Source organism: Streptomyces sp. NPDC001406 (genome assembly GCF_042895285.1).
Taxonomy (GTDB): domain Bacteria; phylum Actinomycetota; class Actinomycetes; order Streptomycetales; family Streptomycetaceae; genus Streptomyces.
The window spans coordinates 125842-150423 of sequence record NZ_JBIAWG010000023.1 but is presented as its reverse complement, the minus strand read 5'-3'; the positions used below and the strand labels follow the sequence as shown (position 1 = coordinate 150423).

Here is a 24582-nt window from a genome sequence, read left to right as displayed (position 1 = left end):
GGTGCCCCGCAGGGGCATCGGCGCAGCCGACGCGGAGCGGAACGCAGTGGAGCGGAGCGCCCTTTACTCGGGGCGTGGAAGCACGACACTGACAAAGAAGCGGGCGGCCCCACGGCCACTGGCCAACTCCGAGGCTCAAGCCTCGCGCCCCGCGAAGCTGCCATCGCCGTGCACCTCGATCGCCTACCTGACGGCGCCGACATCTCAGTCAAAACGCTGGCCAAGACGCTCCCGTACGGCCAGTGCGCCCTACGTACGGCCCTCAACCGCCTCCATGCTGCAGGGCATTTGAGGCGAGGAAGGGAGCAGTTGGAGGCGGACCGGGCAGCTCGCGTTGGATCACCCGATCGTGGTGGACCCGTACCGCACGCGACGACGCCTGGTGGGCGGCCTTCACGCGCGGCGACGTACCGGAACCGGAGCAGCCACCGGACGAACGCGCCCGCCCCACCCGCTCCCGCGCCCACATCCTCCTCGCCGCCCTGGGGCGTACGGCCCCGGTCCTGTCCCTCTCCGCCGCCGACTGCACCGCGCTCGCCCCGCTCCTGACGGAGTGGTTCGCGCGCGGGGCCGCCGACGAGGCCGTACTCCGCGCCCTGACCGAGGGCCTGCCCACCCCGGTCCACCACCCGGTCGCCCTGGTCCGCCGCCGCCTGATCGACAAGCTCCCACCGGAACCGGCCCCCCGGCCACCCCGCCCACCCCGCCGAGTCCTGGAGTGCGCGAAGTGCGGAGTGCCGGGGCACCCGGAAGCACTGCCGGGGGGCGTGTGCGGACGCTGCCGAGGCGAACGCGTCCCGCGCACCCCCGTACGCCCCTGCCCGCTCCCGCAGTCCATGCCCGCGCGGGCGAGATCCGGGCGGCCATGTCCGTTCGACGACGCAAAGGGACCCGCATGACCACTCCTACGGTCCGACGTGACACCACCCCGGGGCACGATCGAGGGAAGGAGGCGACGCCATGACCCCCAGTACCGCCCAGCGCCCGCAGTGCCGTCGAGGACTTCGAGGCGCTTGCCCGCAGGGCTCCAGAGGGCGGCAAGCTCGCACTCATCGACGGAAAGCTGGAGGTCAAGCCGTTGCCAGACCAGCGTCACGGGGGCATCCGCTGTCAACAGTCCCCGGCCCACCCCTGGGGCGCCACCGTCGCACTCCCCTCCCCGGTCGACGTCACCCTCGACACCGAGGACCTCAAGGACTACGCCGGCTGAAAACGCCCGAGGGCGGCACCCCCAGCCAGAAGCTGGAAGTGCCGCCCTCGGTCCGTAGGACAGGCGATCAACCGGAACCGGTCGATCAGAAGTCCATGTCACCGCCCGGCATGCCGCCCGGAGCGGCCGCGGCGGCCTTCTCCGGCTTGTCGGCGATGACGGCCTCGGTGGTGAGGAACAGCGCGGCGATGGAGGCGGCGTTCTGCAGCGCGGAACGGGTCACCTTCGCCGGGTCGATGATGCCTTCCTTGACCAGGTCGACGTACTCGCCGGTCGCGGCGTTCAGGCCGTGGCCCGGGGTCAGGTTGCGCACCTTCTCCACCACGACACCGCCCTCGAGGCCGGCGTTGACGGCGATCTGCTTCAGCGGAGCCTCGAGCGCGAGCTTCACGGCCTGGGCGCCGGTCGCCTCGTCACCCTGCAGCTCCAGCTTCTCGAACACCTGGGAGGCCTGGAGCAGGGCCACGCCACCACCGGCGACGATGCCCTCCTCGACGGCCGCCTTGGCGTTGCGGACGGCGTCCTCGATGCGGTGCTTGCGCTCCTTGAGCTCCACCTCGGTGGCGGCACCGGCCTTGATGACCGCGACACCGCCGGCGAGCTTCGCCAGGCGCTCCTGCAGCTTCTCGCGGTCGTAGTCGGAGTCGCTGTTCTCGATCTCGGCGCGGATCTGGTTGACCCGGCCGTTGACCTGGTCGGAGGAGCCGGCACCGTCGACGATGGTGGTCTCGTCCTTGGTGATGACGACCTTGCGGGCGCGGCCCAGGAGGTCCAGGGTCGCGTTCTCCAGCTTGAGGCCGACCTCCTCGGAGATGACCTCGCCGCCCGTGAGGATGGCGATGTCGCCGAGCATGGCCTTGCGGCGGTCACCGAAGCCCGGGGCCTTGACGGCGACGGACTTGAAGGTGCCACGGATCTTGTTGACGACCAGGGTCGACAGGGCCTCGCCCTCGACGTCCTCGGCGATGATCAGCAGCGGCTTGCCCGACTGCATGACCTTCTCCAGGAGCGGGAGCAGGTCCTTGACGGAGCCGATCTTGGAGTTGGCGATGAGGATGTACGGGTCGTCGAGCGACGCCTCCATCCGCTCCATGTCGGTGGCGAAGTACGCCGAGATGTAGCCCTTGTCGAAGCGCATACCCTCGGTGAGCTCCAGCTCCAGACCGAAGGTCTGGGACTCCTCGACGGTGATGACGCCTTCCTTGCCGACCTTGTCCATGGCCTCGGCGATGAGCTCGCCGATCTGGGTGTCGGCGGCGGAGATGGAGGCCGTGGAGGCGATCTGCTCCTTGGTCTCGACGTCCTTGGCCTGCTCCAGCAGGGCGGCGGAGACGGCCTCGACGGCCTTCTCGATACCGCGCTTGAGGGCCATCGGGTTGGCGCCGGCGGCTACGTTGCGCAGGCCCTCCTTGACCAGGGCCTGGGCAAGAACGGTCGCGGTGGTCGTACCGTCACCGGCGACGTCGTCCGTCTTCTTGGCGACTTCCTTGACCAGCTCGGCGCCGATCTTCTCGAACGGGTCCTCGAGCTCGATCTCCTTGGCGATGGAGACACCATCGTTGGTGATCGTGGGGGCGCCCCACTTCTTCTCGAGGACGACGTTGCGGCCCTTGGGGCCGAGCGTCACCTTCACGGCGTCCGCGAGCTGGTTCATGCCGCGCTCGAGGCCGCGCCGCGCCTCCTCGTCGAACGCGATGATCTTGGCCATGTGAAGTGGTCCCTCCAGGACTGGGGGTGATTCCTTCGGACCGCGCCCGCGCCCGCGACGGACGGCCCACGGGCCGGTGGTTCCTTGCCCCACCCGCTCCGCGGCCTCACCGACCCGGTCCTTCTTTTGTCACTCTCACCTTCAGAGTGCTAACGCCAATGATTAGCACTCGCCCCGTCCGAGTGCAAGACAGCGCCCGCGTAGCGGGCCCCTTGAGGGGTGGTGGTCGGGCGACGGGCGGGCGCAAGCGGCTCGGGAGATCCGCAGGTGGGCAGCGGAGTCATGGCGCCTGGGCAGACCGAAGGGCCCGTACCCCGGGAGGTACGGGCCCTTCGAAGATGAACAGAACGTCGGTGTCAGTCGACGCGTGCTTCAGCTGGTCGCCAGCCGGACCATGTCCGCCTGCGGGCCCTTCTGGCCCTGCGAGATCTCGAAGTCGACCCGCTGTCCCTCTTCCAGGGTGCGGTAGCCGTCCATCTGGATCGCGCTGTAGTGGACGAAAACATCCGCACCACCGTCGACCGCGATGAAGCCGTACCCCTTCTCCGCGTTGAACCACTTGACGGTGCCCTGAGCCATGCCTAACTCCCCTATTACTGGCCCTTGCACAGATCCACACCTCGCGGATCCGGGTCAGACCTCACCCCCCATTGGCTTGGGGGCGTGCGCCGGAACGCGTCGACCGCGGCTGAATGTATCTGTCCAACTGCCGTCTGCAACAGGTCAATCGGACGAGAATTCTGGACGCGACCGGTCCGGAATGTGGCGAGAATTCGCCTGAATTCAGGGCAAGTCGGGCCCTGCAAAAGGTATAAAAGCCGCAGAAAGCCCGCACACTTTGGCTACTTCTTGTCGGGCCTACGGCATGAATCCAGGGCTTCCGACCCGGAGATCGGGAGCGAGTTCCCCAACTGTACCGCGCTCAATCACACTGAATTGCCCCCTCCGCTTCTCTCACGGAGGAGGCAATCAGATGAACACTCGGTAACTGCAGTTACCCACGGTAATGATCAGCCGCCGGCGACGGCCGGAATGATGGAGACACCCGAGCCGTCGGGGGTCGCCGTCTCCAGGCCCTGCTCGAAGCGGACGTCGTCGTCGTTGACGTACACATTGACGAAGCGGCGCAGCTTGCCCTGGTCGTCCAGGACACGGGCGGCGATCCCCGTGTGGTTCTTCTCCAGGCTCTCGATGACCTCGGCGAGGGTCGCGCCCTCGGCCTGGACCTCGGCCTGGCCGCCCGTGTAGGTGCGCAGGATGGTGGGGATGCGAACGGTCACGCTCATGCGATTAGACCTCCGGTGACGATGTGACTACGTGCGTATCGGCCGCCGGGCCGGCGGTTTCGGCCTGTGGAGCTGACGTAAGACCTCGGCTCGGGTTCGTCCCGGGGGCAGTCGGCCGTGAAGCAGGAAGCCCGACGGGCGACCGCCGGACTCCTCGGGACTCCGAGGAGGAGGTCAAGCGAGGCCGGCCTCTCGGAACGACTCAAGGTTGGGACGAATGGTCGCGGTGAGCCCCGTACCGGCCACCGCGTCCAACGTCTTCAGGCCGTCGCCCGTGTTGAGGACGACGGTGGTCTTGGCCGGGTCGAGGACGCCGTCCTTGATGAGCTTCTGCGTCACGCCCACCGTCACACCGCCCGCCGTCTCGGCGAAGATGCCCTCGGTACGCGCCAGCAGCTTGATGGCGTCCACGACCTGCTCGTCCGTCACATCCTCCACCGCGCCGCCGGTGCGGCGCGCGATGTCGAGGACGTACGGCCCGTCGGCCGGGTTGCCGATGGCCAGGGACTTGGCGATGGTGTTCGGCTTCTGCGGGCGGACCACGTCGTGCCCGCCCTTGAAGGCCACGGACACCGGCGAGCAGCCCTCGGCCTGGGCGCCGAAGATCTTGTAGGGCCGGTCCTCGACCAGCCCGAGCTTGATCAGCTCCTGCAGACCCTTGTCGACCTTGGTGAGCTGGGAGCCGGAGGCGATGGGGACCACGATCTGGTCGGGCAGCCGCCAGCCGAGCTGCTCGCAGATCTCGTACGCCAGGGTCTTGGAGCCCTCCGCGTAGTACGGCCGCAGGTTGACGTTGACGAAGCCCCAGCCCTCGCCGGCCGGGTCGCCGATCAGCTCGGAGCAGAAGCGGTTCACGTCGTCGTAGTTGCCCTCGATGCCGACGAGGTTGCCGCCGTAGATCGCGGCCATGACGACCTTGCCCTGCTCCAGGTCGTGCGGGATGAACACGCAGGAGCGGAGGCCGGCGCGGGCGGCCGCGGCGCCGACGGCACCGGCGAGGTTGCCCGTGGAGGAGCAGGACAGGGTGGTGAAGCCGAAGGCGCGGGCGGCCTCCAGGGCCTGGGCGACGACGCGGTCCTTGAAGGAGTGCGTCGGGTTGCCGGAGTCGTCCTTCACATAGAGCCCGCCGGTCACACCGAGCTCGCGCGCCAGGTTGTCGGCCTTGACGAGCTTGGTCCAGCCCGGGTTCAGGTTCGGCTTGTCGGCCACGTCCGCGGGGACGGGCAGCAGCGGCGCGTAGCGCCAGATGTTCGCGGGGCCCGCCTCGATGCGCCTGCGGAGTTCCTCGGTTTCGTACGCCGAGAAGTCGTACGCGATCTCAAGCGGGCCGAAACACTCCTCGCAGGCGAACACCGGTCCGAGCGGTACCCGGTGACCGCACTCGCGACAGCTCAGGGCAGCGGCCGGGCCGAGGTCTACGGTGGGATTGCTGGTGCTTGCAACTGTCTGCACAGCCATGGAGGCGAGGCCCTTTCTCCTCATCTTCCTCACGACGCATCTCGCCGTGAGACGGATTTGGCACCTTCCCTAGCCGGGAGCCTCGCTGGAGAACGAGAACCGACTGGAGGGTTGCCGGGGCTTCATCGGGCCGTGTCCCTCTGCCCCTCTGGATGAGCTGTATGTGGTTGTAAACGCCCACGACCCTCGACATGCGATGGTCATCGGCGTTGTTCAAGACTGTAACCGAAGGCCAGGACAGTTGAGATAGTCGTCCGAACCGCGAGACAACGTGAGGAGCCGCTGACTGTGCTGGAAGAAGTCGAGCGCTGGCTGGCCACCCGCTCCTGGTCCGTGACCGATCGCCCCCTCCACAAGATCCTCGCCGCCAAGCAGCGGACGGGTCAGTCGGTGTCCGTGGTGCTGCCCGCGCTCAACGAGGAGGAGACGGTCGGTGACATCGTCGCCGTGATCCGCCACGATCTCATGCAGCAGGTCCCGCTCGTCGACGAGATCGTCGTCGTCGACTCCGGATCCACCGACCGCACCTCCGCGGTGGCCGCCGCCGCGGGCGCCAGGGTCGTCCACCGCGACGACATCCTGCCGCGCATTCCGGCCGTTCCCGGCAAGGGGGAGGTCCTGTGGCGTTCCCTGCTGGTCACGAGCGGGGACATCGTCTGCTTCATCGACGCCGACCTGAGGGAGTTCTCCTCCGACTTCGTCTCCGGGATCGTCGGCCCGCTGCTGACCGACCCGGGAGTCGACCTGGTCAAGGCGATGTACGACCGCCCACTGGGCGGGGCGACGGGCCAGGGCGGCCGGGTCACCGAGCTGATGGCGCGCCCGCTGCTGAACATGCACTGGCCGCAGCTGGCCGGCTTCGTGCAGCCGCTCGGCGGCGAGTACGCGGCCCGCCGCTCCCTGCTGGAACAGCTCCCGTTCCCCGTCGGCTACGGCGTGGAGCTGGGCATGCTGGTCGACGCCCTGCACCTGGTGGGCCTGGACGCCCTCGCGCAGGTCGACGTGGGGGTGCGCAAGCACCGGCACCAGGACGGGCAGGCGCTGGGCCGGATGGCGGCGGCGATCTACCGGACGGCGCAGCTGAGGCTGGCCCGAGGCCACCTCATCCGTCCTTCCCTCACCCAGTTCGAGCGGGGCGAGGACGGCTTCGAGCCGCGCACCTACTCGGTGGACACGGAGGAGCGGCCGCCGATGGCGGAGATCGCGGAGTACGCCTCGCGCAGAGTGGCCTGATCGCTGGAGAACGGCTGTATACGGCCCCCTCGCAGGGTGGAACGTACGTTTGAGCGTTTCCGGGCCGGGCTAGGTTGAGGCGTATGGCTTCCACGCACGGTGCTGCTGAAGTGCTGGTCGCGTCCAATCGCGGCCCGGTTTCGTACGAGGTGCGCGAGGGGGGTGCGCTGCACGCCAAGCGGGGTGGCGGCGGGCTGGTCTCGGGGCTGTCGGCCATCGGGCCGCACACGGACGCGGTGTGGGTGTGCGCCGCGCTGAGCGACGCGGACCGGGAGGCGGTGCGCCGCTCGCACGGCGGCCGGCGGCTGTCCGTGGACGCGACCGGCGGCCAGCAGGTGCGCATGCTGGACATCGACGCGACGGTTTTCTCCGACGCGTACAACGGCGTCGCCAACTCCGTGCTCTGGTTCGTCCACCACATGCTCTACCAGACCCCGCTGGAGCCGGTGTTCGACGCGGAGTTCCGGCGCCAGTGGGCGTCGTACGAGGCCTACAACCGGGCCTTCGCCGAGGCGCTGGCGCAGGAGGCCGCCGAGGGCGCCGCGGTGCTGATCCAGGACTACCACCTCGCCCTGGCTCCCCGGATGCTCCGGCAGCTCCGCCCCGATCTGCGGATCGGCCATTTCTCGCACACGCCCTGGGCCCCGCCGGACTACTTCCGTCTCCTGCCCGACGACATCGCGGCCGAACTGCTCGGCGGCATCCTCGGCGCCGACCGCGCGGCCTTCCTCACCCGGCGCTGGGCGGACGCGTTCACCGACTGCTGCCATGCGGTGCTCGGCCCCGGCATCCCGTCCGGCACGCGCATCGGTGTGCACGGGCTCGGCGCGGACGCGGACTTCCTGCGCAAGCGGGCGCACGAGCCGGACGTGGCCGAACGGATGAAGGCGCTGCGGGCGGAGATCGGCGAGGGCCGCAGGGCGATCGTCCGGGTGGACCGGACCGAGCTGTCGAAGAACATCGTGCGCGGTCTGCTGGCGTACCGGCAGCTGCTGGACGACCACCCCGAGTGGCGCGAGCGGGTCGTGCACGTGGCCTTCGCCTACCCCTCCCGGCAGGACCTGGCCGTGTACCGGGACTACACGGCGGAGGTCCAGCGCCTGGCGCAGGACATCAACTCCCGGTACAGCACGCCGGGTTGGACCCCGGTCGTGCTGCATGTCAAGGACGACTTCGCGCGCTCCCTGGCCGCGTACCGGCTGGCGGACGTGGCGCTGGTGAACCCCATCCGGGACGGTATGAACCTGGTCGCCAAGGAGATTCCGGTCGTCTCCGACGAGGGGTGCGTGCTGGTGCTCTCGCGGGAGGCCGGGGCGTACGAGGAGCTGGGCGAGGACGCGATCGTCGTGAACCCGTACGACATCGTGGGCACGGCCGACGCCCTGCACCAGGCGCTGACCATGCCCCCCGAGGAGCGGGCGGAGCGCACGAAGCGGCTCGCTGCCGCGGCTACCGCGTTGCCCCCCGCTCAGTGGTTCCTGGACCAGCTGGGTGCACTGAACGCCTGATTGCAGGTAGTCCGGCACTGCAGGCCGTGCCCACCCTCCCCCAAGTTCTCGACTTCGCTCGAACTGGGGGACCCCATCGCCCTGCGGAACGACTGCCCACGGCAGTAGCCGCTCGACGCTCAGCCCAGGTGTGCCGCCAGTGACTTCAGCAGTCGTACGACCCCCTCGGGACCGTCCACCACCAGGTCCGCCCGTTCGGCCAGCTCCGTCACCTCCGAGCTGCCGCTGCACACCAGCAGGCCGGGGACGCCGTCGGAGCGGAGCTTGTCGACCGCGGCGTAGGCGGGGAGGTCGCCCAGGTCGTCGCCGGCGTACACCACGGACTCGGCGCCGATGTCACGGACGTACTCCAGGAGGGCGACGCCCTTGTCCATGCCGGGCGGGCGCAGTTCGAGGACCAGCCGGCCCGGCTCGACGATCAGGCCGTGCCGGGTGGCGAGGTCGGAGAGGGGTTCGCGGAGGGCCTCGAAGGCGGCCTGCGGATCGTCGGCGCGGCGGGTGTGGACGGCGACGGCCCGTCCCTTCTCCTCGATCCAGGTCCCCCGCCAGGCGCCGATCCGGTCCAGGAACCCGGGCAGTTCGGCGCGGACGGCGGCGACGCCGGGGTGCGGGGGCGGCGCGCTGATGGTTCCGCTCACGGCCTCCCAGCGCTCGGCGCCGTAGTGGCCGAGGACGACGAGGTGCTCCAGGCCGGGTACGCCCGCGAAGCCGCCGTGCCGCACGGCGACCCCGGCCGGGCGGCCGGTGATCACGGCGACGGAGGCCACCTTGGGGGCGATTTCGGAGAGTGCGGGTACGGCGTCGGGGTGGGCCCGGGCCTGTTCCGGGTCGGCGACGATCGGGGCGAGTGTGCCGTCGAAGTCGAGCCCGATCAGCGCGGTGCGCGGCCGTGCGAGCAGCGCGTCGAGCCCTTCCCGTCCGGCCTGGGTCACGGGGGTCGGCAGCGGGTCCATCGGGTTGGTGGAGTCCGTCGTATGGATGCCCATACGGCGACCCTATCCACCGGAGGGCGGGCGCACCCATGGCTCAGGGGGGCGCACAGGGAAGCGCCGCGGTGTTCACCGCTCGGAGCGCCGCGCCTCCCGCACACGCCGCAGCCGGTTCACCGTCACCGGGTCGTGCGCCAGCGCCCGCTCGTCGTCCAGCAGGGCGTTCAGCAGCTGGTAGTAGCGCACGGGCGCGAGCCCCAGCTCCTCACGTATCGCCCGCTCCTTGGCCCCGGGCCCCGCAAACCCCCGCCGCTCCAACGCAAGAATCCCCCGCTCCCGCGCCCCCAGCTCGTCCAGCTCCATACGAGGAACGGTAGCCCGGCCCACTGACAACGACCGGCTCGGCTACAGCCCCTCAACCCGCGTCGCGGCTGTCCGCCGTCCTCGCTGTCGTCTGCAGGCTGTCCAGGACGGTCACCGGGCTGCCCGTCGGGGTGACGGCTCGGCCGACGCTCTTCGCGATGTCAGCGCCGGCCGCCGCCCGGGCGATCTCCCCGACCGGGTGAAACACGAAGAAGCCGAAACGGCCCGGCCTCTCCCGCTCCACGCCCACACAGGGCAGCGGCCCCCCGCCCGCGGCAACCCCTCAACCCGCGTCGCGGCTGTCCGCCGTCGTCGCTGTCGTCTGGAGGCGGTTCAGGATTGTCACCGGGCTGCCTGTGGGGGTGACGGCCTGGCCGATCGTCTTCTTGATGTCGGCGCTCACTCCTGCCCAGGAGGTCTTGCCGACCGGGTAGAGGGCGGACGTGGGGAGCTGGTTGAGGAAGGGGTGGAGGTTCGCGTCCCTGGTGGACTGGGACATGGCGTCCGACGCGGCGCTGGTGACGGGCAGCAGGCCGTACTCGCGGGAGAAGCCGAGGACGTTCTTCTCGCTGTAGACGAAGTCGAGGAAATCGCCGACCTGCTCGGCGTGGCCGTTCTGCTTGAAGGCCATCATCCAGTCGGCCACGCCCATCGAGGACCTGGACTGCCCGGTCCGCCCGGGCATCGGCACCATGCCGAACTTCACGCCCTTGCTTGCGGCCTGCTTCATCAGCGTGGGATGCCCGTTGAGCATGCCGACCTGACCGTCCGCGAACGCCGCGAAGGCATCGGCCCGGTTGAGCTTGCCCGGTGCGACCGGCCCGGTCAGCCCCTTGCCGACGAGCTGGTCCTTGAGCCAGGTGAAGGTCTCCACGTTCTCGGCGGAGTCGAGGCTGTAGGTGCCGACGTCGTCGGTGATGCCGGAGCCGCCGCTCAGCAGCCACTGCATGGTCTCGGCCTGCGCCTCCTCGGGTCCGAGTGGCAGCGCGTACGGGTACTTCACCCCCTCGGCCTTCAGCGCCTTCGCGTCGGCCGCGAGCTCGCTCCAGTCGGTGGGCGCGGAGATGCCGGCCTTGGCGAAGAGGGTCTTGTTGTAGAAGAGCACGCGGGTGGAGGCGGCGAACGGGATGCCGTACTGCACGTGGCTCCACTGCCCGGCCTCGGAGAGCTGGGAGAGGAAGGACGCCTGGACGGGTATGGAGAGCAGGTCGGAGACCTGGTACAGCTTGCCCGCGGCCGCGTAGTCGGCGTACGCGCCGATCTGGGCCATGTCGGGCGCCTTCCCGGCGTCGGCCATCTCCTTGACCTTGCGGTCGACGTCGTTCCAGGAGTAGACGCTGACCTCGACCTTCACCCCGGGGTGCTGGGCCTCGTACTCCTTGACCAGCTTGTCCCAGTACTTCTTGGAGCTGTTGGCGGCGGAGTCGCCGTAGTCGGCGGCGACCAGTCTGAGGGTCACGTCCGAAGAACCCGTGCTCCCACAGCCACCGAGAACCGCCGTCATGCCCATTGCGGACACCACCGCGATCATTCCTGCCCTACGCCGCAGCACTACAACTGCCCCAACTCTGTCGTCTTGTCGTTCCACCATGTGGACCATGAGGTCTACACCAAGGTCTACACCACGCGAGTGGACTAGACCTCTTGTGGGTCGGAGGTCCACACTGTTCCCGTGAGACATGTCATCGCCCTCGACGTGGGCGGCACCGGGATGAAGGCCGCCCTGGTCGGGGACGGCGGCGACCTGCTCCACCAGGACCGCCGGGCGACCGGACGCGAGCGCGGACCCGACGCGGTGGTCGAGGGCATCCTCGACTTCGCCGCGGATCTGCGCGCGTACGGCGCACGGCACCTCGGCGAGCCCGCGGCCGCCGTCGGCGTCGCCGTCCCCGGCATCGTCGACGAGCGGCACGGCATCGCCGCCTACTCGGCCAACCTGGGCTGGCGCGACGTACCGCTGCGCGACCTGCTCGCCGAACGGCTCGGCGTCCCGGTCGCCCTCGGCCACGACGTGCGCACCGGCGGGCTCGCCGAGGGCCGGATCGGGGCGGGCAAGGGCGCCGACCGGTTCCTGTTCGTGCCCCTCGGCACCGGGATCGCGGGCGCCATCGGCCTCGACGGCCGGGTGGAGGCGGGCGCGCACGGCTTCGCGGGCGAGATCGGGCACATCGTCGTACGGCCCGGGGGTGCCCCCTGTCCGTGCGGGCAGCGCGGCTGTCTGGAGCGGTACGCGTCCGCGGCCGCCGTGAGCGAGGCCTGGGCGGCCGCCTGCGAGGACCCGGACGCGGACGCCGCGGACTGCGCGAAGGCCGTCGCGTCCGGGGACCCGAACGCCGTCCGGATCTGGCAGGAGGCCTTGGACGCACTCGCCGACGGTCTGGTCACCGCGCTCACCCTGCTGGACCCGCGCACGCTGATCATCGGTGGCGGCCTGGCCGAGGCGGGGGAAACCTTGTTCACACCGCTGCGGGAGGCCGTCCAGCGGCGCGTCACCTTCCAGAAGCTGCCGTCGATCGTCCCCGCCGCCCTCGGGGACACCGCCGGATGCCTGGGCGCGGGGCTCCTCGCCCGGGATCTCCTTGAAACCACTGACCCTTCGGAGGTAACCGCCTGATGGCCCCCAGCATGGTTCTCGCCGGTGCCCGGGTGGTTCTGCCCACCGGGACCGTGGACGACGGGCGCGTGGTCGTCGAGGGTACGAAGATCGCGGCCGGCGCGGGTCCGGACGCCGAGACGCTCGACGTGTCGGGCCACTGGCTGGTCCCCGGCTTCGTCGACATCCACAACCACGGAGGTGGCGGCGCGTCGTTCTCCGGCACGGTCGACGACGTCCTGACGGCGATCCGCACCCACCGCCAACACGGCACCACGACCCTCGTCGCCTCCACCGTCACCGACGACATGGACTTCCTGGTCAAGCAGGCCGGGCTGCTGAGCGAGCTGACCGAGCAGGGCGACCTGGCGGGCATCCACTTCGAGGGCCCGTTCATCTCGCCGTGCCGCAAGGGCGCCCACTCCGAGGATCTGCTGCGCGACCCGGACCCGGCGGACGTCCGCAAGCTGATCGACGCGGCGCGCGGCCGGGCCACGATGGTCACCCTCGCCACCGAACTGCCGGGCGGCCTCGACTCCGTACGGCTGCTGGCGGAGCACGGGGTCATCGCGGCGGTCGGCCACACGGACGCGACGTACGAGCAGACGGTCGAGGCGATCGACGCGGGCGCCACCGTCGCCACCCACCTCTTCAACGCCATGCCCGCCCTCGGGCACCGCTCCCCCGGCCCGGTCGCCGCCCTCCTGGAGGACGAGCGGGTCACGGTCGAGCTCATCAACGACGGCACCCATCTGCACCCGGCCGCCCTGGAGCTGGCGTTCCGTCACGCGGGCGCCGGGCGGGTCGCGTTCATCACCGACGCGATGGACGCGGCCGGGATCGGCGACGGCCGCTACATGCTCGGCCCGCTGGAGGTCGAGGTCAGCGAGGGGGTCGCCCGGCTCGTGGAGGGCGGCTCGATCGCCGGCTCCACGCTCACCCTGGACCGCGCGTTCAAGCGGGCGGTGACCGTCGACAGGCTCCCCGTGGAGGACGTGGTCACGGCCCTGTCCGTCAACCCGGCCCGGCTGCTGGGCAGGTACGACACCATCGGCTCGCTGGAGCCCGGCAAGGACGCCGACCTGGTGCTGCTGGACGCCGGCTTCGAACTCAAGGGCGTGCTGCGCCGGGGCGAGTGGGTGGTCCCTCCCCAACTGCCCTGATCCGTCCCCGGGCAGAGAGACGGTGGCCGACCATGGACTGGGCCGGTCGCCGTCTCTTTGGCATGATCGGGGCCCGGAACGGACGGCAGTCGCACACACTTCGAGGGAGGTCGGCCCGGGTGATCCTCACGGTCACACTGAACACCGCTCTCGACATCACCTATCGCATACGGTCCCTGCGGCCGCACGCCTCGCACCGCGTCTCGGCGGTCACCGAACGGCCGGGCGGCAAGGGCCTGAACGTGGCCCGGGTGCTCGCGGCGCTCGGACACGAGGCGACGGTCACCGGGTTCGCGGGCGGCGGCACCGGACGGGCCGTGCGGGAGGGGCTCGCGGGGATACCCGGTGTGGTGGACGCGCTGGTCCCGGTCGGCGGGGCGACCCGGCGCACGATCGCGGTCGTCGACGAACTCACCGGCGACACGACCCAGTTGAACGAGCCGGGCCCGCAGATCACCCCGGTGGAGTGGTCCGCCTTCCTGGACACGTACGAGGACCTGCTGGCCGAGGCCTCGGCGGTGGCCCTGTGCGGCAGCCTGCCGCCCGGGGTACCGGTGGGCGCATACGCGGGCCTGGTACGAACGGCACGAACCGCCGACGTGCCCGTCCTGCTGGACACCGCCGGAGAACCACTGCGACGCGGCGTTGCGGCCCGCCCCGACCTCATCAAACCGAACACCGAGGAACTGGCCGAACTGACCGGCTCCCACGAGCCGTCTCGAGCCACCCGGGACGCCCGCCGCCGGGGCGCGCACGCGGTGGTGGCGTCCCTGGGCCCGGAGGGCCTCTTGGCGGTGACCCCCGAGGGCCGATGGCGCGCCACCCCACCCACCCACGTCCACGGCAACCCGACCGGCGCCGGCGACTCGGCGGTCGCGGGCCTGCTGTCCGGCCTCGTGGAACAACTGCCGTGGCCGGACCGGCTGTCCCGCGCGGTCGCGCTGTCGGTGGCGACCGTACGGGCGCCCGTGGCCGGCGAGTTCGACCGGGCGGCATACGAACAGTTGGTGGGGCAGGTCGCTGTGATGAGTGAGGCCACCGCGGCGTAAACACGTTACGCCGGTCGCTTATCGCTTAAATGCACCCTCGGTCACTTGGTGAGCCACAGCTGATCCAGGACGGCATTGCACTGGTTGCCCTGGTTGCAGGCGATCTCAAGCGTGTTGGTTCCCTTGGTCAGGATGACGTTGGCCCAGGTGTGCTGCCAGCCCTTTTCCCAGTCACCCTCGGGCGTGCCGCCGAAGTTCCTCATGTTCAGCGGCTGCGTGTTGGCCTTGCCGTTGACCAACAGCGTCGCGTTGGCGTCCGTGCCCGGGATGCCGTACTGCGCGTACAGCCGGTAGGTGCCGGCCTTCTGGATGCCGTTCACAGTCCAGGTGACCTTGGCTCCGACCTGGTTGAAGCCGGTCACATAGACGCCGCCGTCGGCCTTGGCGCCCTTGAACTCGGACGCCGTGGTGGTCCCGCCTTCCAGGCGCAGCGCCTTCGCATCGATCTTCGGGAGCTCGCCCGAGTCGGAGACCGAGCTGGTGCTGGACGGCTTGGGTGAGGCGGCGCTCTGCGACTGGGACTGGGTGGGCTTCGCCTCGTTGCCCTTCTTGCCGTCGTCGTTGCCGTTGATCATGGCGATGCTGATGCCGATCACGACCGCGGCGACCACCGCGACGGCGCCGATCAGCAGGCCCTTGGTGTTCGGGCCGCTGCCGCGGCCGCGGCCACCGCCGCCCGGGAGAGGCTGCTGGGTGGTCGGGGCGCCGCCCGGGAGGGTCTCCGGAGCCTGGTAGTGCGCGTTCGGCTGGCCGTAGGTGCCCTGCTGGGGGATGGTCTGGCCCGGCTGCCCACCATAGGTGCGCTCGCCGACCGGGCGCACCCTGCTGACCGAGTTCGGGTAGCCGTAGCCACCGGACGGCGGCTGGGCCCCTCTGGCCTGGCCGTCGGCATAGAGGTAGCCGAACGGGTCCTCGTCCTCGGGCGTGCTCGCGCCGTTGTCGCCGGGCGTCATCCCTTGGTACTCCTCAACAGGTGCGGGCGGATGCGGTGCAGGTATTGAATGGCGAGCCTACCCGTTCTCGCTGGCCCAAACGGGTGACTCACACCGCTTCAGCCCACTGACCTGCGCATCATCCGGCGCGTCGGTGTTGTTTGGGACGAGATCGTTTCTCGACGTACATCCGTTCGTCAGCGGATTTCAACACTTCGTCCGCGGTCATGCCGCAGTGTGCCCACCCGATGCCGAAACTGGCGCCCACCCGCACGGCCCGGCCCTCGGCCCGTATCGGCTGGATGATCTCGTTGCGCAGGCGTACGGCCAGGTCCTGCGCGTCGGCCTTGCCCAGCCCGTCGGCCAGGATCACGAACTCGTCACCGCCGAGGCGGGCCACCGTGTCCCCGTCCCGCACCCCCCGGGTGAGCCGCCGGGCGACCTCGATGAGGACCGCGTCACCCGCGTTGTGCCCGAACCGGTCGTTGATCGACTTGAAGCCGTCGAGATCGCAGAAGAGGACCGCGAGACCCTTGGTGCCGTCGTCCCGCTCCCCCTCGGGCGCGATCGTGTGCACATGGTGGTCGAAGCCGTCGTACGACTGCGCCACTGCCGCGAAGTCGAAGCCGTGGCCGTTGACGTCGAAGGCGGGATGGCCGTAGGCGGCGTCCAGGGACTCGATCTCGCCGGCGTGGGTGGCCCGCTGGCAGAGCCGGGACGACAGCCGCGAGCGCAGCTCGGCCGAGTTCGGCAGGCCGGTGAGCGAGTCGTGGGAGGCGCGGTGGGCGAGCTGGAGCTCGCGGCGCTTGCGCTCCTCGATGTCCTCGACGTGGGTGAGCAGAAAGCGGGGGCCGTCGGCCGCGTCGGCGACGACGCTGTTGCGCAGGGACACCCACACATAGCTGCCGTCGCGGCGGCCGAGGCGCAGCTCCGCGCGGCCGCCCTCGGCGGAGGTGCGCAGAAGCGTGCCTATGTCCTCGGGGTGGACGAGGTCGGAGAAGGAGTAGCGGCGCATCGCGGAGGCGGGGCGGCCGAGCAGCCGGCACAGCGCGTCGTTGGTGCGCAGTATCCGTCCGTGCTGGTCACCGCCCATTTCGGCTATGGCCATGCCGGAGGGGGCGTACTCGAAGGCCTGCCGGAAGCTTTCCTCGCTGGCGCGCAGCGCCTGCTGCTCCCGCTCCAGGCGGACCAGGGCGCGCTGCATGTTCGAGCGAAGACGCGCGTTGCTGATCGCGATGGCCGCCTGGAACGCGTACATCTGGAGCGCCTCGCGGCCCCAGGCGCCGGGGTGGCGGCCGTTGCGCGGGCGGTCCACGGAGATCACGCCGAGCAGCTCGCCGGAGGAGCCGCCCGGCACGCCGGGCGTGTACATGGGCGCGAAGAGCCGGTCGGAGGGGTGCCACTCGTCCTCGAAGCGGGGCGCGGGGCCGTCGGTGTACCACTGCGGTACGTCGTCCTCGTCGAGCACCCAGCCCTCGGTGTGCGGTATGAACCGCAGGTCGCCCCAGGCCTCGCCCATGGTCAGCCGACGCTCCCAGGACTCGCGCGAGCCGACGCGGCCGGTGATGAGGGCCTCGGCCGCGGGGTTGCCGGAGAAGGCGGCGACGACGAGGTCGCCGTCGGGGCGCACGAGGTTGACGCATGCCATTTCGTACCCGAGGGCGGTGACCGCGCCGTCGGCGACGGTCTGCAGTGTGTCCGCCAGGCTGCGTGCCGTGTTCATGTCGGCCATGACCTGGTGCAGCTGCCGCAGGGACGCAAGACGGACATACGGCTCCGACTCGGTCTCCATGCTCGCCCTCCCCCCGAGACCTCGCAGCGAATCAAGGGTTGTCTTTGGCGCTTCTTATCAGTGGTGCCCTTGCATCTTGCCCCGCCACTGAATCACAGCGCGCTGCCCACTCGGTACACAGGGTCAACAATTAATGGCCCTTGTGACTCAAGTCACAGGAGAACGTGAGCAATTGAGTGGAGTTTCTGCGTTTTCCCTGTGGGCTTACTGAACGCATGCTTTGCGGGTGTGGGGACATGATGCACGACCCTGGTCCTAGGACCCACCTCGGACCGGGGCCCGATGCGACGCGCACGGACCGGAGATTAGCGTTTCCGGCGTGCTGAACACTCCCTCCGCCCTGCCTTCCCCCACCGCCACGGCCGCCCCCGGGCATGCTGAGGGGGTGAGCAACGACGAGTTCCGGGCCGCCATGTCCCGGCTGGCCGCGGGCGTGGTCCTGGTGACGGCGCAGGAGCCGCCGCTGGACCCGGACGACCCCCTGGCGCCGGGCTGCGAGGACGTCGGCATGACCGCCACCGCCTTCCTGTCGGTCTCCCTTGACCCGCCGCTGGTCCTGGTCAGCCTGCGCAACGGCTCCCGCATGGACGACCTGCTCGACGAACAGCCCATGTGGGCGGTCTCCGTCCTCTCCGAGAGCCAGCGGCACATCGCGGGCCGCTTCGCCATGAAGGGCCGCATCAGCGACCGGCTCCTGTTCGAGGACCTCGCATACGTCCGCGGCGAGGTCTCCGGCGCCCCCTTGATGGGCGGCGCCCTGGCGACCCTGGAGTGCCGGACCGAGCAGCGGGTGACGGCGGGGGACCACACCCTGGTGATCGGCCGCGTGCTGACCGCCGGGATGCGGAGCGCGGACGGGGGGCCGCTGCTCTATTTCCGGGGCCGCTACCGGCAGTTGGGGTAATCGGGGGACGGAAGTCACGGGCGGAAGTCAGGGGACGGAAGGGGCCGCGGAAATTCGATGGAACCTTCCTGACCGACCCAGCGAACGTGCCCGGATGACAGCCCGCCCCGAAGAAGTCGCGCCCCGGAATTCGTAAGCCGCCCTCGGCATTCGGATCCGGCTCTTAGCTAGTCGAGGCCGATGTCGAGGGCAGACACCCGGCCCGGGTCGGTCACGATGTCGATGACGGCAATGCGGTCGCGTACGAAGGTGAAGGTCAAGGCACGTTCCGGGCGGCCGTCGGCCAGGACCACGAGGCCCGTCGCGCCGTCGGCGAGGGCCGGGCGGGCGAGCCGGGCCAGACGCGCGAAGCGCGTCGCGCCGGCCGCGACCGCCGCCGCGCCCGTGGTCACCCCGGCATCGGTGCGGGCCACCACGTCCGGGTCGAGGACGTCGAGCAGCGCCACGCGGTCAGGCACCACGGAAAGGCGACACTCGGAGCGGCGTCGCACAGGCAGGCGCCGCGCGGACGGACAGGCGCCGTGCGGCAGGCCCCGTGCGAACAGACGCCGTACAGCGGGCGCCATACGAGACTCGCGCCATGCGGCGGACGCCGTAAAGGCAACGGCGCCGCGCGGGCAGACGCCCCGCAGACAGACGCCATCCCAACGGCGTCGCACAGGCAGGCGTCGCAGAGGTACTCGCCACGCCGGCGCGCGCCATGCCGCAGCGCTCACCCCCAGTCGCGGCCCGATCTCCCCCGCTTGGTGTCCGACCGCTGCTTCTTCTCCCTCAGCCGGCGTTCGTTGATGCCGCGTGGGATGCGGGTCGGCTTGCGGGGCTTGGGCGGGGGGGCGGTGGCTTCCGCGAGCAGCGCCGCGAGGCGTACGGCGGCCGTCTCGCGGTTGCGCCACTGGGAGCGGTGCTCGGAGGCGCGGACCGTGACGACACCGTCGACGAGCCGCCCGGCCAGCCGCTCCAGCGCGCGCCGCTTCCACACCTCGGGCAGGGCCTCGGTGTTCGCCAGGTCGAAGCGCAGCTCCACCTGGGAGTCACTGGTGTTGACGTGCTGTCCGCCGGGCCCGGACGACCGCGAGAAACGCCACATGAGCTCCGCCTCGGGCAGGAGGACGGAGCCGCGGATGACGTGAGGACCGGACATGCGTCCCATGTTCCCTGCTCTGTCCGGTCCACGTCATCCGTATTTCGCGGCCTGAATGTCTCCAGCTTGGTAAAAAAGGTAAAGGGAACCGGAACCATGGGGACCCCTCCCGGCGTTCTCCGGGGTGACGGTAGCTTCGTGCACACAGAAACTAGGGAAGGGACTCCCAACAATGGCTGTAAGCCTGTCCAAGGGTGGCAACGTCTCGCTCACCAAGGAGGCTCCGGGCCTGACCGCCGTCACCGTGGGCCTCGGCTGGGACGTCCGCACCACCACCGGCACGGACTTCGACCTGGACGCCTCCGCCATCGCGGTCAACACGCAGGGCAAGGTCTTCTCGGACGCCCACTTCGTCTTCTTCAACAACAAGCAGACCCCGGACAACACGATCGTCCACACGGGCGACAACCGCACGGGTGAGGGCGCCGGCGACGACGAGGCGATCAACGTCAACCTCGCCGGCCTCCCGGCCGACATCGACAAGATCGTCTTCCCGGTCTCCATCTACGACGCCGAGAACCGCGGCCAGAACTTCGGCCAGGTCCGCAACGCCTACATCCGCATCGTCAACCAGGCCGGCGGCGCCGAGATCGCCCGCTACGACCTGTCCGAGGACGCCGCCACCGAGACGGCCATGGTCTTCGGCGAGCTCTACCGCAACGGCGCCGAGTGGAAGTTCCGCGCGGTCGGCCAGGGCTACGCCTCGGGCCTGGTGGGCATCGCCCAGGACTTCGGCGTCAGCGTCTGAGCCGGTCCCCTGCCCTGCCGGAGCCCCCAGCCGGGAAACCGCTGGGGGCTCCGGGGTTCCCGCGCTAGGTTCACCCTGTGATCCTCGATCCTCTCCGCCTCACGCCCGACCACGACATCCCGGGCCCCGTACTCACCGAACTCACCGCGCTGCACGCCTCCAACCGCGACTTCCAGGCCCTGAGCGGCGACTTCCCGGACCCGGACGACATCCGGCCGGAGCAGGTGGCGGCGGCACTCGCCGTGGAGATGGCGAACCCGGACATCGAGGTGCTGCTGGCGCGCAGCGAGGGGCAGCTGGTCGGGCTGGCGATCACCCTTGCGCACCACCCCGATCCAGCCGACCCGGATCCCTGGATCGGGCTGCTGATGGTCGACGCGGCGGCGCAGCGCCGCGGGTACGGACGCCGCCTGGCCACGCTCGTCGAGGACCGGTTCCGCGCCGCGGGCCGTACGGCCGTGCGTCTCGCCGTCCTCGACAACAACCCCAAGGGACTGGCCTTCTGGACCGCCCTCGGCTACGAGGTCATCGGCCACCGCAAGGACCTCCAGCTGGGCCGCCCCTGCGCCGTACTGCGCAAGGAGCTGCGCACGCCCCGCCGCGCGGCCGGGGTCGCCGTCGTCGACCCGGACGGCTCCTTCCTCTGAGCCTCGTGTGACGCTTCGGGCATCAAGTGCGCTGTGCGAGTGGGGAGTTCACGCGACCCTGCTTGTCCGCATAACGGATCCACAGCGACGGCTTTCGGATACGAACACGTAAATTCTTGACGGCTCCCTGTCAAACAGGCAGTCGCAGGTGTCACCCTCTCCTCGCCCGCCGCAACGCTGTGCCCCACCTGTGCATCACCTGTGCCTCGATCACGAGGCCGGCTCGAAGGAGATCGAGTGAGACAGCAGCCACGCACCTCCCGCAGGACCGCCGTACGCGCCGCCGCCCTCGTCGGCTCGGCAGCGATGGTCGTCCTCGCCCTGCAGAACGGTGCCGCCACCGCGGCCCCGGAGCACGCGCCCGGCGCCACCGCACTCCCCCTCACCGCCTCGGCCCGCAGCGCCGCCATCAAGTCGGCGCAGGACGCGGCCGGTTCCACCGCGCATGAACTCGGGCTCGGCGCCCGGGAGAAACTCGTCGTCCGGGACGTCGTCAAGGACGCGGACGGCACGGTCCACACCCGCTACGAGCGGACGTACGCCGGTCTGCCGGTCCTGGGCGGCGACCTGGTCACGCACGTGGCGAAGAGCGGCGCGCTCAAGGGCGTCAGCAGGGCGACCAAGGCCCGGATATCCGTGGCGTCCACCGACGCCGCCGTCTCCCCCGCCGCCGCCAGGAAGTCCGCGCTGAAGGCCGCCGGCTCCGCCGAGGCCACCACCGCCACCACCACCGCCCGCAAGGTCGTCTGGGCCGTCGGCACCAAGCCCGTCCTGGCCTACGAGTCCGTGGTCAAGGGCCTCCAGCACGACGGCACTCCGAGCGAAATACACGTCGTCACGGACGCCGCCACCGGCAAGAAGATCTACTCCTACGAGGCCATCGACACCGGCACGGGCACCAGCCGGTACAGCGGCACCGTGCCGCTGGGCACCACGGCCTCCGCCTCCGGCGGCTACGACCTGATCGACGGCGGCCGCGGCGGTCACACGACGTACGACCTGAACGGCGGGACGAGCGGCACCGGCACGCTCTTCCACGACGCCGACGACATCTGGGGCGACGGTACGGTCACCAACCGCCAGACCGCCGCCGTCGACGCCGCCTACGGTGCCGCCGTGACCTGGGACTTCTACAAGTCGGCCTTCAACCGCAACGGCATCGCGGGCGACGGCAGGGCCGCCTACTCCCGCGTCCACTACGGCAACGCCTACGTCAACGCCTTCTGGAACGACAGCTGCTTCTGCATGACGTACGGCGACGGCGCGGGCAACGCCGACCCGCTCACCTCGCTCGACGTGGCGGGCCATGAGATGAGCCACGGCCTGACCGCGGCCACCGCGGGCCTGAAGTACAGCCGGGAGTCGGGCGGCCTGAACGAGGCCACCTCGGACATCTTCGGCACCTCGGTGGAGTTCTTCGCGAACAACTCCTCCGACCCCGGTGACTACCTCATCGGCGAGAAGATCGACATCAACGGCAACGGCACGCCCCTGCGCTACATGGACAAGCCCAGCAAGGACGGCGGCTCCGCCGACTACTGGTCGCGCAGCGTCGGCCGCCTCGACGTGCACTACTCGTCGGGTGTCGCCAACCACTTCTTCTATCTGCTCAGCGAGGGCAGCGGCGCGAAGACCATCAACGGGGTGTCGTACAACTCCCCGACCTACGACGGCTCCACGGTCACCGGCATCGGCCGGACCAAGGCCTACCAGATCTGGTACAAGGCCCTGACCACGTACTTCACCTCGTCGACCGACTACGCGGGCGCGCGCACCGGCACCCTCAAGGCGGCGAGCGACCTGTACGGGGCCGGCAGCGCCGAGTACAACGCGGTGGCGGCGGCCTGGAAGGGCGTCAACGTCAACTGACCGGCGAAGCGCAGACCGGTGAAGGCCGGGCCGCCCCTCAGGGGTGGTCCGGCTTGCCGTTCCCGTACAGCCAGTCGTCCCAGATGGCGCCGAAGTTCTTGTCCGGCGCCATCTTCTCGACGTACGCCGTGAACTGGGCCGTGTCCGCGTTGCCGTGCCGGTGGGCGGCCGCCCAGCCCTGGATGATGTCGTAGAAGGTGTCGTCGCCGACCTTCTGCCGGATCTTCTGCAGGACCATGGCGCCGCGCTCGTAGACCGGGCTGTCGGAGATGTGCGCGGCGTCGGACGGCTTCGCCGGCGGGTAGGCCCAGACGGCCTTGGCCTGGTCGGCGTCGTCGAAGTGGTCGCCGCTGTAGACCGCGTCGAAGGTCTGCTGCACGGTGTCGCCGCCGTGGTCCTCCTCCCACAGCCACTCCGCGTACGTCGCGAAGCCCTCGTTGAGCCACATGTCCCGCCAGCTCTTCGGCGTGACGGAGTCGCCGTACCACTGGTGGGCGAGCTCGTGGACGAGGGTTCCGGTGTCCGGGGCGCCGGGGAAGACCGGGCGGTTCTGGGTCTCCAGCGCATAGCCCGCGTCGTCGGGGCGGTCGACGATCGCGCCGGTGGAGGAGAAGGGGTACGGGCCGAAGTTGTACTCCTCCCACTCCATGATCTCGGGGATCTTCGCCAGCACCTTGCGGCTCGCCCCGGTCTGCTTCGGGTCGACGGCGACGTAGACGGGCAGTCCGCTCTTGGTGGTGTAGCGGGTGATGTCGTAGTGGCCGACGGCGACCGTGGCGACATAGGTCGCCATCGGCTGGGCGGTGTGCCAGGTGAAGGTGGTACGGCCGCCCGTGGTCCGCTCGCTCGTCAACTCCCCGTTGGAGACGGCCTGCAGGCCCTTCGGCACGGTGATGGCTATGTCGTACGTCGCCTTGTCGGAGGGGTGGTCGTTGCCGGGGAACCACGCCATGGAGCCGGTGGGTTCGCCGAGGGCGAGCGCGCCGTCCGCCGTGCGCAGCCAGCCCTCCTCGGAGCCGTCCGGGTCGGTGATCTTCTCCGGGGTGCCGGAGTAGCGGACCGTGGTGCTGAAGGTCTCCCCCTTGTCCACGTCGTCGTGGGGGCGGACGGTCAGTTCCTGGCCGGAGCGGTTGACGCGGGCGTCCTTGCCCTCCACGGTGACGTCCTCGACGTCCAGGCCCTTCAGGTCCAGGTCGAAGGCGGACAGGTCCTCGGTGGCACGGGCGGTGATCACGGCCTTGCCGGTGAGGCGGTGGGTGCCGGGGGCGTAGGAGAGGGTGAGGTCGTAGTGGGTGACGTCGTATCCGCCGTTGCCCGCCCTCGGGAAGTACGGGTCGTGTACGCCGGAGCCGCCCGGGGTGCCGTGCACACCGCCGTCGCACGCGGTCAGGACGAGCTGGAGGGCGAGGGCGCCGGCGGCGACCGGGACAAGGCGCGCGGATCTGGACATGTCAGAGATCCTACGGGGCGCCGGTGACGGTCGGGGCGTGCCGGCGACCGGATGCGGCCGTGACACCATCACGTACGTGCTCGACATCGGCTATGCCCTCTCCAACCGTTTCCCCGATCCGCCGCAGACGGACTACCGGCGCGCGGACGTCCATGCGCTGCGGCACGATCTGTTCTGCGGGGACGTGTATCTGGCCGACACCGAGACGGACCGGGAGCTGTCCACAGCCTGGGGATGGGTGCCGGTGCTGGACTTCGCGTGGGCGCTGTGCGACATCGTGGAGCGGATCGACCGGGACCCGGCGGGCTCCCGCGCCGCGCGCCCGCAGCGGGCGGAGCTGGACTTCACCGAGTCGACCGACCGGATGCTCTTCGAGCGGCGCTTCGGGTGGGTGGACATCGAGTCCGACTGGATGCCGGCCGAGGAGGCGCCGCTCACCTTCTCCCACGCGGAACTGCGCCGCGAGGCACGGGACTTCCTCCACGACCTGCTCGCCGACCTGACCGACCTGCACGAGGCTCTGGCCGAGAATCCGGCGATCTGGACGCTGCAGGCTCGCTTTCCACGGGTGCCGTGAGCTGCGCCGACCGTCCTGGGGG

The 24582-nt window shown here is 70.2% G+C and carries 23 protein-coding genes, 1 pseudogene and 1 riboswitch; of the genes and pseudogenes, 11 read left to right on the top strand and 13 right to left on the bottom strand.

Annotation, left to right across the window (positions count from 1 at the left end; translation table 11 throughout):
- The first annotated feature begins 1078 nt into the window (after positions 1 to 1078).
- On the top strand, positions 1079 to 1210 hold the full coding sequence (locus tag ACFY1J_RS40775; protein ID WP_390712033.1) for a hypothetical protein: 132 nt from the start codon (positions 1079 to 1081) through the stop codon (positions 1208 to 1210).
- Between the two features lie 85 nt (positions 1211 to 1295).
- On the opposite strand, the gene groL is transcribed toward ACFY1J_RS40775, so the two are convergent.
- The 4 genes from groL to thrC form a co-directional block, all read right to left on the bottom strand.
- The gene (groL, locus tag ACFY1J_RS40770; RefSeq protein WP_390712034.1) at positions 1296 to 2918 is read right to left on the bottom strand and encodes a chaperonin GroEL; all 1623 of its coding nucleotides are present in this window, start codon (positions 2916 to 2918) and stop codon (positions 1296 to 1298) included.
- Between the two features lie 372 nt (positions 2919 to 3290).
- Positions 3291 to 3497, bottom strand: a complete 207-nt coding sequence (locus ACFY1J_RS40765; RefSeq protein WP_019057200.1) for a cold-shock protein — start codon at positions 3495 to 3497, stop codon at positions 3291 to 3293.
- Between the two features lie 431 nt (positions 3498 to 3928).
- Positions 3929 to 4204 (bottom strand): MoaD/ThiS family protein, encoded by a 276-nt coding sequence (locus ACFY1J_RS40760; RefSeq protein WP_390712036.1) that lies wholly within the window; start codon positions 4202 to 4204, stop codon positions 3929 to 3931.
- 174 nt (positions 4205 to 4378) lie between these two features.
- A complete protein-coding gene (thrC, locus tag ACFY1J_RS40755) occupies positions 4379 to 5662 on the bottom strand; it encodes a threonine synthase (protein WP_390712037.1) in 1284 nt (427 codons plus the stop codon).
- Between the two features lie 17 nt (positions 5663 to 5679).
- A riboswitch (SAM riboswitch) is annotated at positions 5680 to 5821 on the bottom strand.
- A 129-nt stretch (positions 5822 to 5950) separates the two neighbouring features.
- Here thrC and ACFY1J_RS40750 point away from each other — a divergent pair.
- Both ACFY1J_RS40750 and ACFY1J_RS40745 read left to right on the top strand, forming a co-directional pair.
- Positions 5951 to 6895, top strand: coding sequence for a glucosyl-3-phosphoglycerate synthase (locus ACFY1J_RS40750; RefSeq protein WP_390732990.1), 945 nt, complete (start codon positions 5951 to 5953; stop codon positions 6893 to 6895).
- An 83-nt stretch (positions 6896 to 6978) separates the two neighbouring features.
- On the top strand, positions 6979 to 8403 hold the full coding sequence (locus ACFY1J_RS40745; RefSeq protein ID WP_390712039.1) for a trehalose-6-phosphate synthase: 1425 nt from the start codon (positions 6979 to 6981) through the stop codon (positions 8401 to 8403).
- 119 nt (positions 8404 to 8522) lie between these two features.
- On the opposite strand, the gene otsB is transcribed toward ACFY1J_RS40745, so the two are convergent.
- From otsB to ACFY1J_RS40725, 4 genes are all read right to left on the bottom strand, one after another.
- Positions 8523 to 9389, bottom strand: coding sequence for a trehalose-phosphatase (gene otsB / locus ACFY1J_RS40740; RefSeq protein WP_390712040.1), 867 nt, complete (start codon positions 9387 to 9389; stop codon positions 8523 to 8525).
- A 72-nt stretch (positions 9390 to 9461) separates the two neighbouring features.
- The gene (locus tag ACFY1J_RS40735; RefSeq protein ID WP_363298395.1) at positions 9462 to 9695 is read right to left on the bottom strand and encodes a DUF3263 domain-containing protein; all 234 of its coding nucleotides are present in this window, start codon (positions 9693 to 9695) and stop codon (positions 9462 to 9464) included.
- Between the two features lie 52 nt (positions 9696 to 9747).
- Positions 9748 to 9939, bottom strand: coding sequence for a hypothetical protein (locus ACFY1J_RS40730; protein ID WP_390732989.1), 192 nt, complete (start codon positions 9937 to 9939; stop codon positions 9748 to 9750).
- A gap of 39 nt (positions 9940 to 9978) precedes the next feature.
- Positions 9979 to 11226 (bottom strand): ABC transporter substrate-binding protein, encoded by a 1248-nt coding sequence (locus tag ACFY1J_RS40725; RefSeq protein WP_390732988.1) that lies wholly within the window; start codon positions 11224 to 11226, stop codon positions 9979 to 9981.
- Positions 11227 to 11367: 141 nt separating this feature from the next.
- On the opposite strand from ACFY1J_RS40725, the gene ACFY1J_RS40720 reads away from it, so the two are divergent.
- The 3 genes from ACFY1J_RS40720 to ACFY1J_RS40710 all read left to right on the top strand — a co-directional run bounded on the left by ACFY1J_RS40720 (position 11368) and on the right by ACFY1J_RS40710 (position 14500).
- Complete coding sequence (locus ACFY1J_RS40720) at positions 11368 to 12309, top strand: ROK family protein (RefSeq protein WP_390732987.1); 942 nt, start codon at positions 11368 to 11370, stop codon at positions 12307 to 12309.
- Positions 12309 to 13451, top strand: a complete 1143-nt coding sequence (nagA, locus tag ACFY1J_RS40715; protein WP_390732986.1) for an N-acetylglucosamine-6-phosphate deacetylase — start codon at positions 12309 to 12311, stop codon at positions 13449 to 13451. Before ACFY1J_RS40720 ends, nagA begins: the two co-directional genes overlap by 1 nt.
- A gap of 119 nt (positions 13452 to 13570) precedes the next feature.
- Positions 13571 to 14500 (top strand): 1-phosphofructokinase family hexose kinase, encoded by a 930-nt coding sequence (locus ACFY1J_RS40710; protein WP_390712045.1) that lies wholly within the window; start codon positions 13571 to 13573, stop codon positions 14498 to 14500.
- 41 nt (positions 14501 to 14541) lie between these two features.
- Here the strand turns inward: ACFY1J_RS40710 and ACFY1J_RS40705 are convergent, their stop codons facing one another.
- Both ACFY1J_RS40705 and cdgB read right to left on the bottom strand, forming a co-directional pair.
- Entirely contained in the window at positions 14542 to 15453 is a 912-nt protein-coding gene (locus ACFY1J_RS40705; protein ID WP_390712046.1) for a carbohydrate-binding protein, read from the bottom strand.
- A 118-nt stretch (positions 15454 to 15571) separates the two neighbouring features.
- Positions 15572 to 17224: a diguanylate cyclase CdgB gene (gene cdgB, locus ACFY1J_RS40700; RefSeq protein ID WP_390712047.1), complete on the bottom strand. Its 1653-nt coding sequence runs from the start codon at positions 17222 to 17224 to the stop codon at positions 15572 to 15574.
- 319 nt (positions 17225 to 17543) lie between these two features.
- On the opposite strand from cdgB, the gene ACFY1J_RS40695 reads away from it, so the two are divergent.
- Positions 17544 to 18128, top strand: coding sequence for a flavin reductase family protein (locus tag ACFY1J_RS40695; protein ID WP_390712048.1), 585 nt, complete (start codon positions 17544 to 17546; stop codon positions 18126 to 18128).
- 167 nt (positions 18129 to 18295) lie between these two features.
- Here the strand turns inward: ACFY1J_RS40695 and ACFY1J_RS40690 are convergent, their stop codons facing one another.
- Together ACFY1J_RS40690 and arfB are read right to left on the bottom strand one after the other, a co-directional pair.
- Positions 18296 to 18586, bottom strand: a complete 291-nt coding sequence (locus ACFY1J_RS40690) for a hypothetical protein (protein ID WP_390712049.1) — start codon at positions 18584 to 18586, stop codon at positions 18296 to 18298.
- Positions 18587 to 18840: 254 nt separating this feature from the next.
- Positions 18841 to 19269, bottom strand: a complete 429-nt coding sequence (arfB, locus tag ACFY1J_RS40685) for an alternative ribosome rescue aminoacyl-tRNA hydrolase ArfB (protein ID WP_363298403.1) — start codon at positions 19267 to 19269, stop codon at positions 18841 to 18843.
- Positions 19270 to 19441: 172 nt separating this feature from the next.
- Here arfB and ACFY1J_RS40680 point away from each other — a divergent pair, with 172 nt between their 5' ends.
- From ACFY1J_RS40680 to ACFY1J_RS40670, 3 genes and pseudogenes are all read left to right on the top strand, one after another.
- Positions 19442 to 20017, top strand: a complete 576-nt coding sequence (locus tag ACFY1J_RS40680) for a TerD family protein (RefSeq protein ID WP_263210162.1) — start codon at positions 19442 to 19444, stop codon at positions 20015 to 20017.
- 77 nt (positions 20018 to 20094) lie between these two features.
- Positions 20095 to 20655 (top strand): annotated as a pseudogene (locus tag ACFY1J_RS40675) (GNAT family N-acetyltransferase); the annotation flags it as partial.
- A 315-nt stretch (positions 20656 to 20970) separates the two neighbouring features.
- Positions 20971 to 22533 (top strand): M4 family metallopeptidase, encoded by a 1563-nt coding sequence (locus tag ACFY1J_RS40670; protein WP_390732992.1) that lies wholly within the window; start codon positions 20971 to 20973, stop codon positions 22531 to 22533.
- Between the two features lie 37 nt (positions 22534 to 22570).
- Here the strand turns inward: ACFY1J_RS40670 and ACFY1J_RS40665 are convergent, their stop codons facing one another.
- Positions 22571 to 23983: a M1 family metallopeptidase gene (locus tag ACFY1J_RS40665; RefSeq protein WP_390732985.1), complete on the bottom strand. Its 1413-nt coding sequence runs from the start codon at positions 23981 to 23983 to the stop codon at positions 22571 to 22573.
- A 76-nt stretch (positions 23984 to 24059) separates the two neighbouring features.
- Here ACFY1J_RS40665 and ACFY1J_RS40660 point away from each other — a divergent pair, with 76 nt between their 5' ends.
- Positions 24060 to 24560: a hypothetical protein gene (locus ACFY1J_RS40660; RefSeq protein WP_390732991.1), complete on the top strand. Its 501-nt coding sequence runs from the start codon at positions 24060 to 24062 to the stop codon at positions 24558 to 24560.
- The last annotated feature ends 22 nt before the right edge of the window (positions 24561 to 24582 follow it).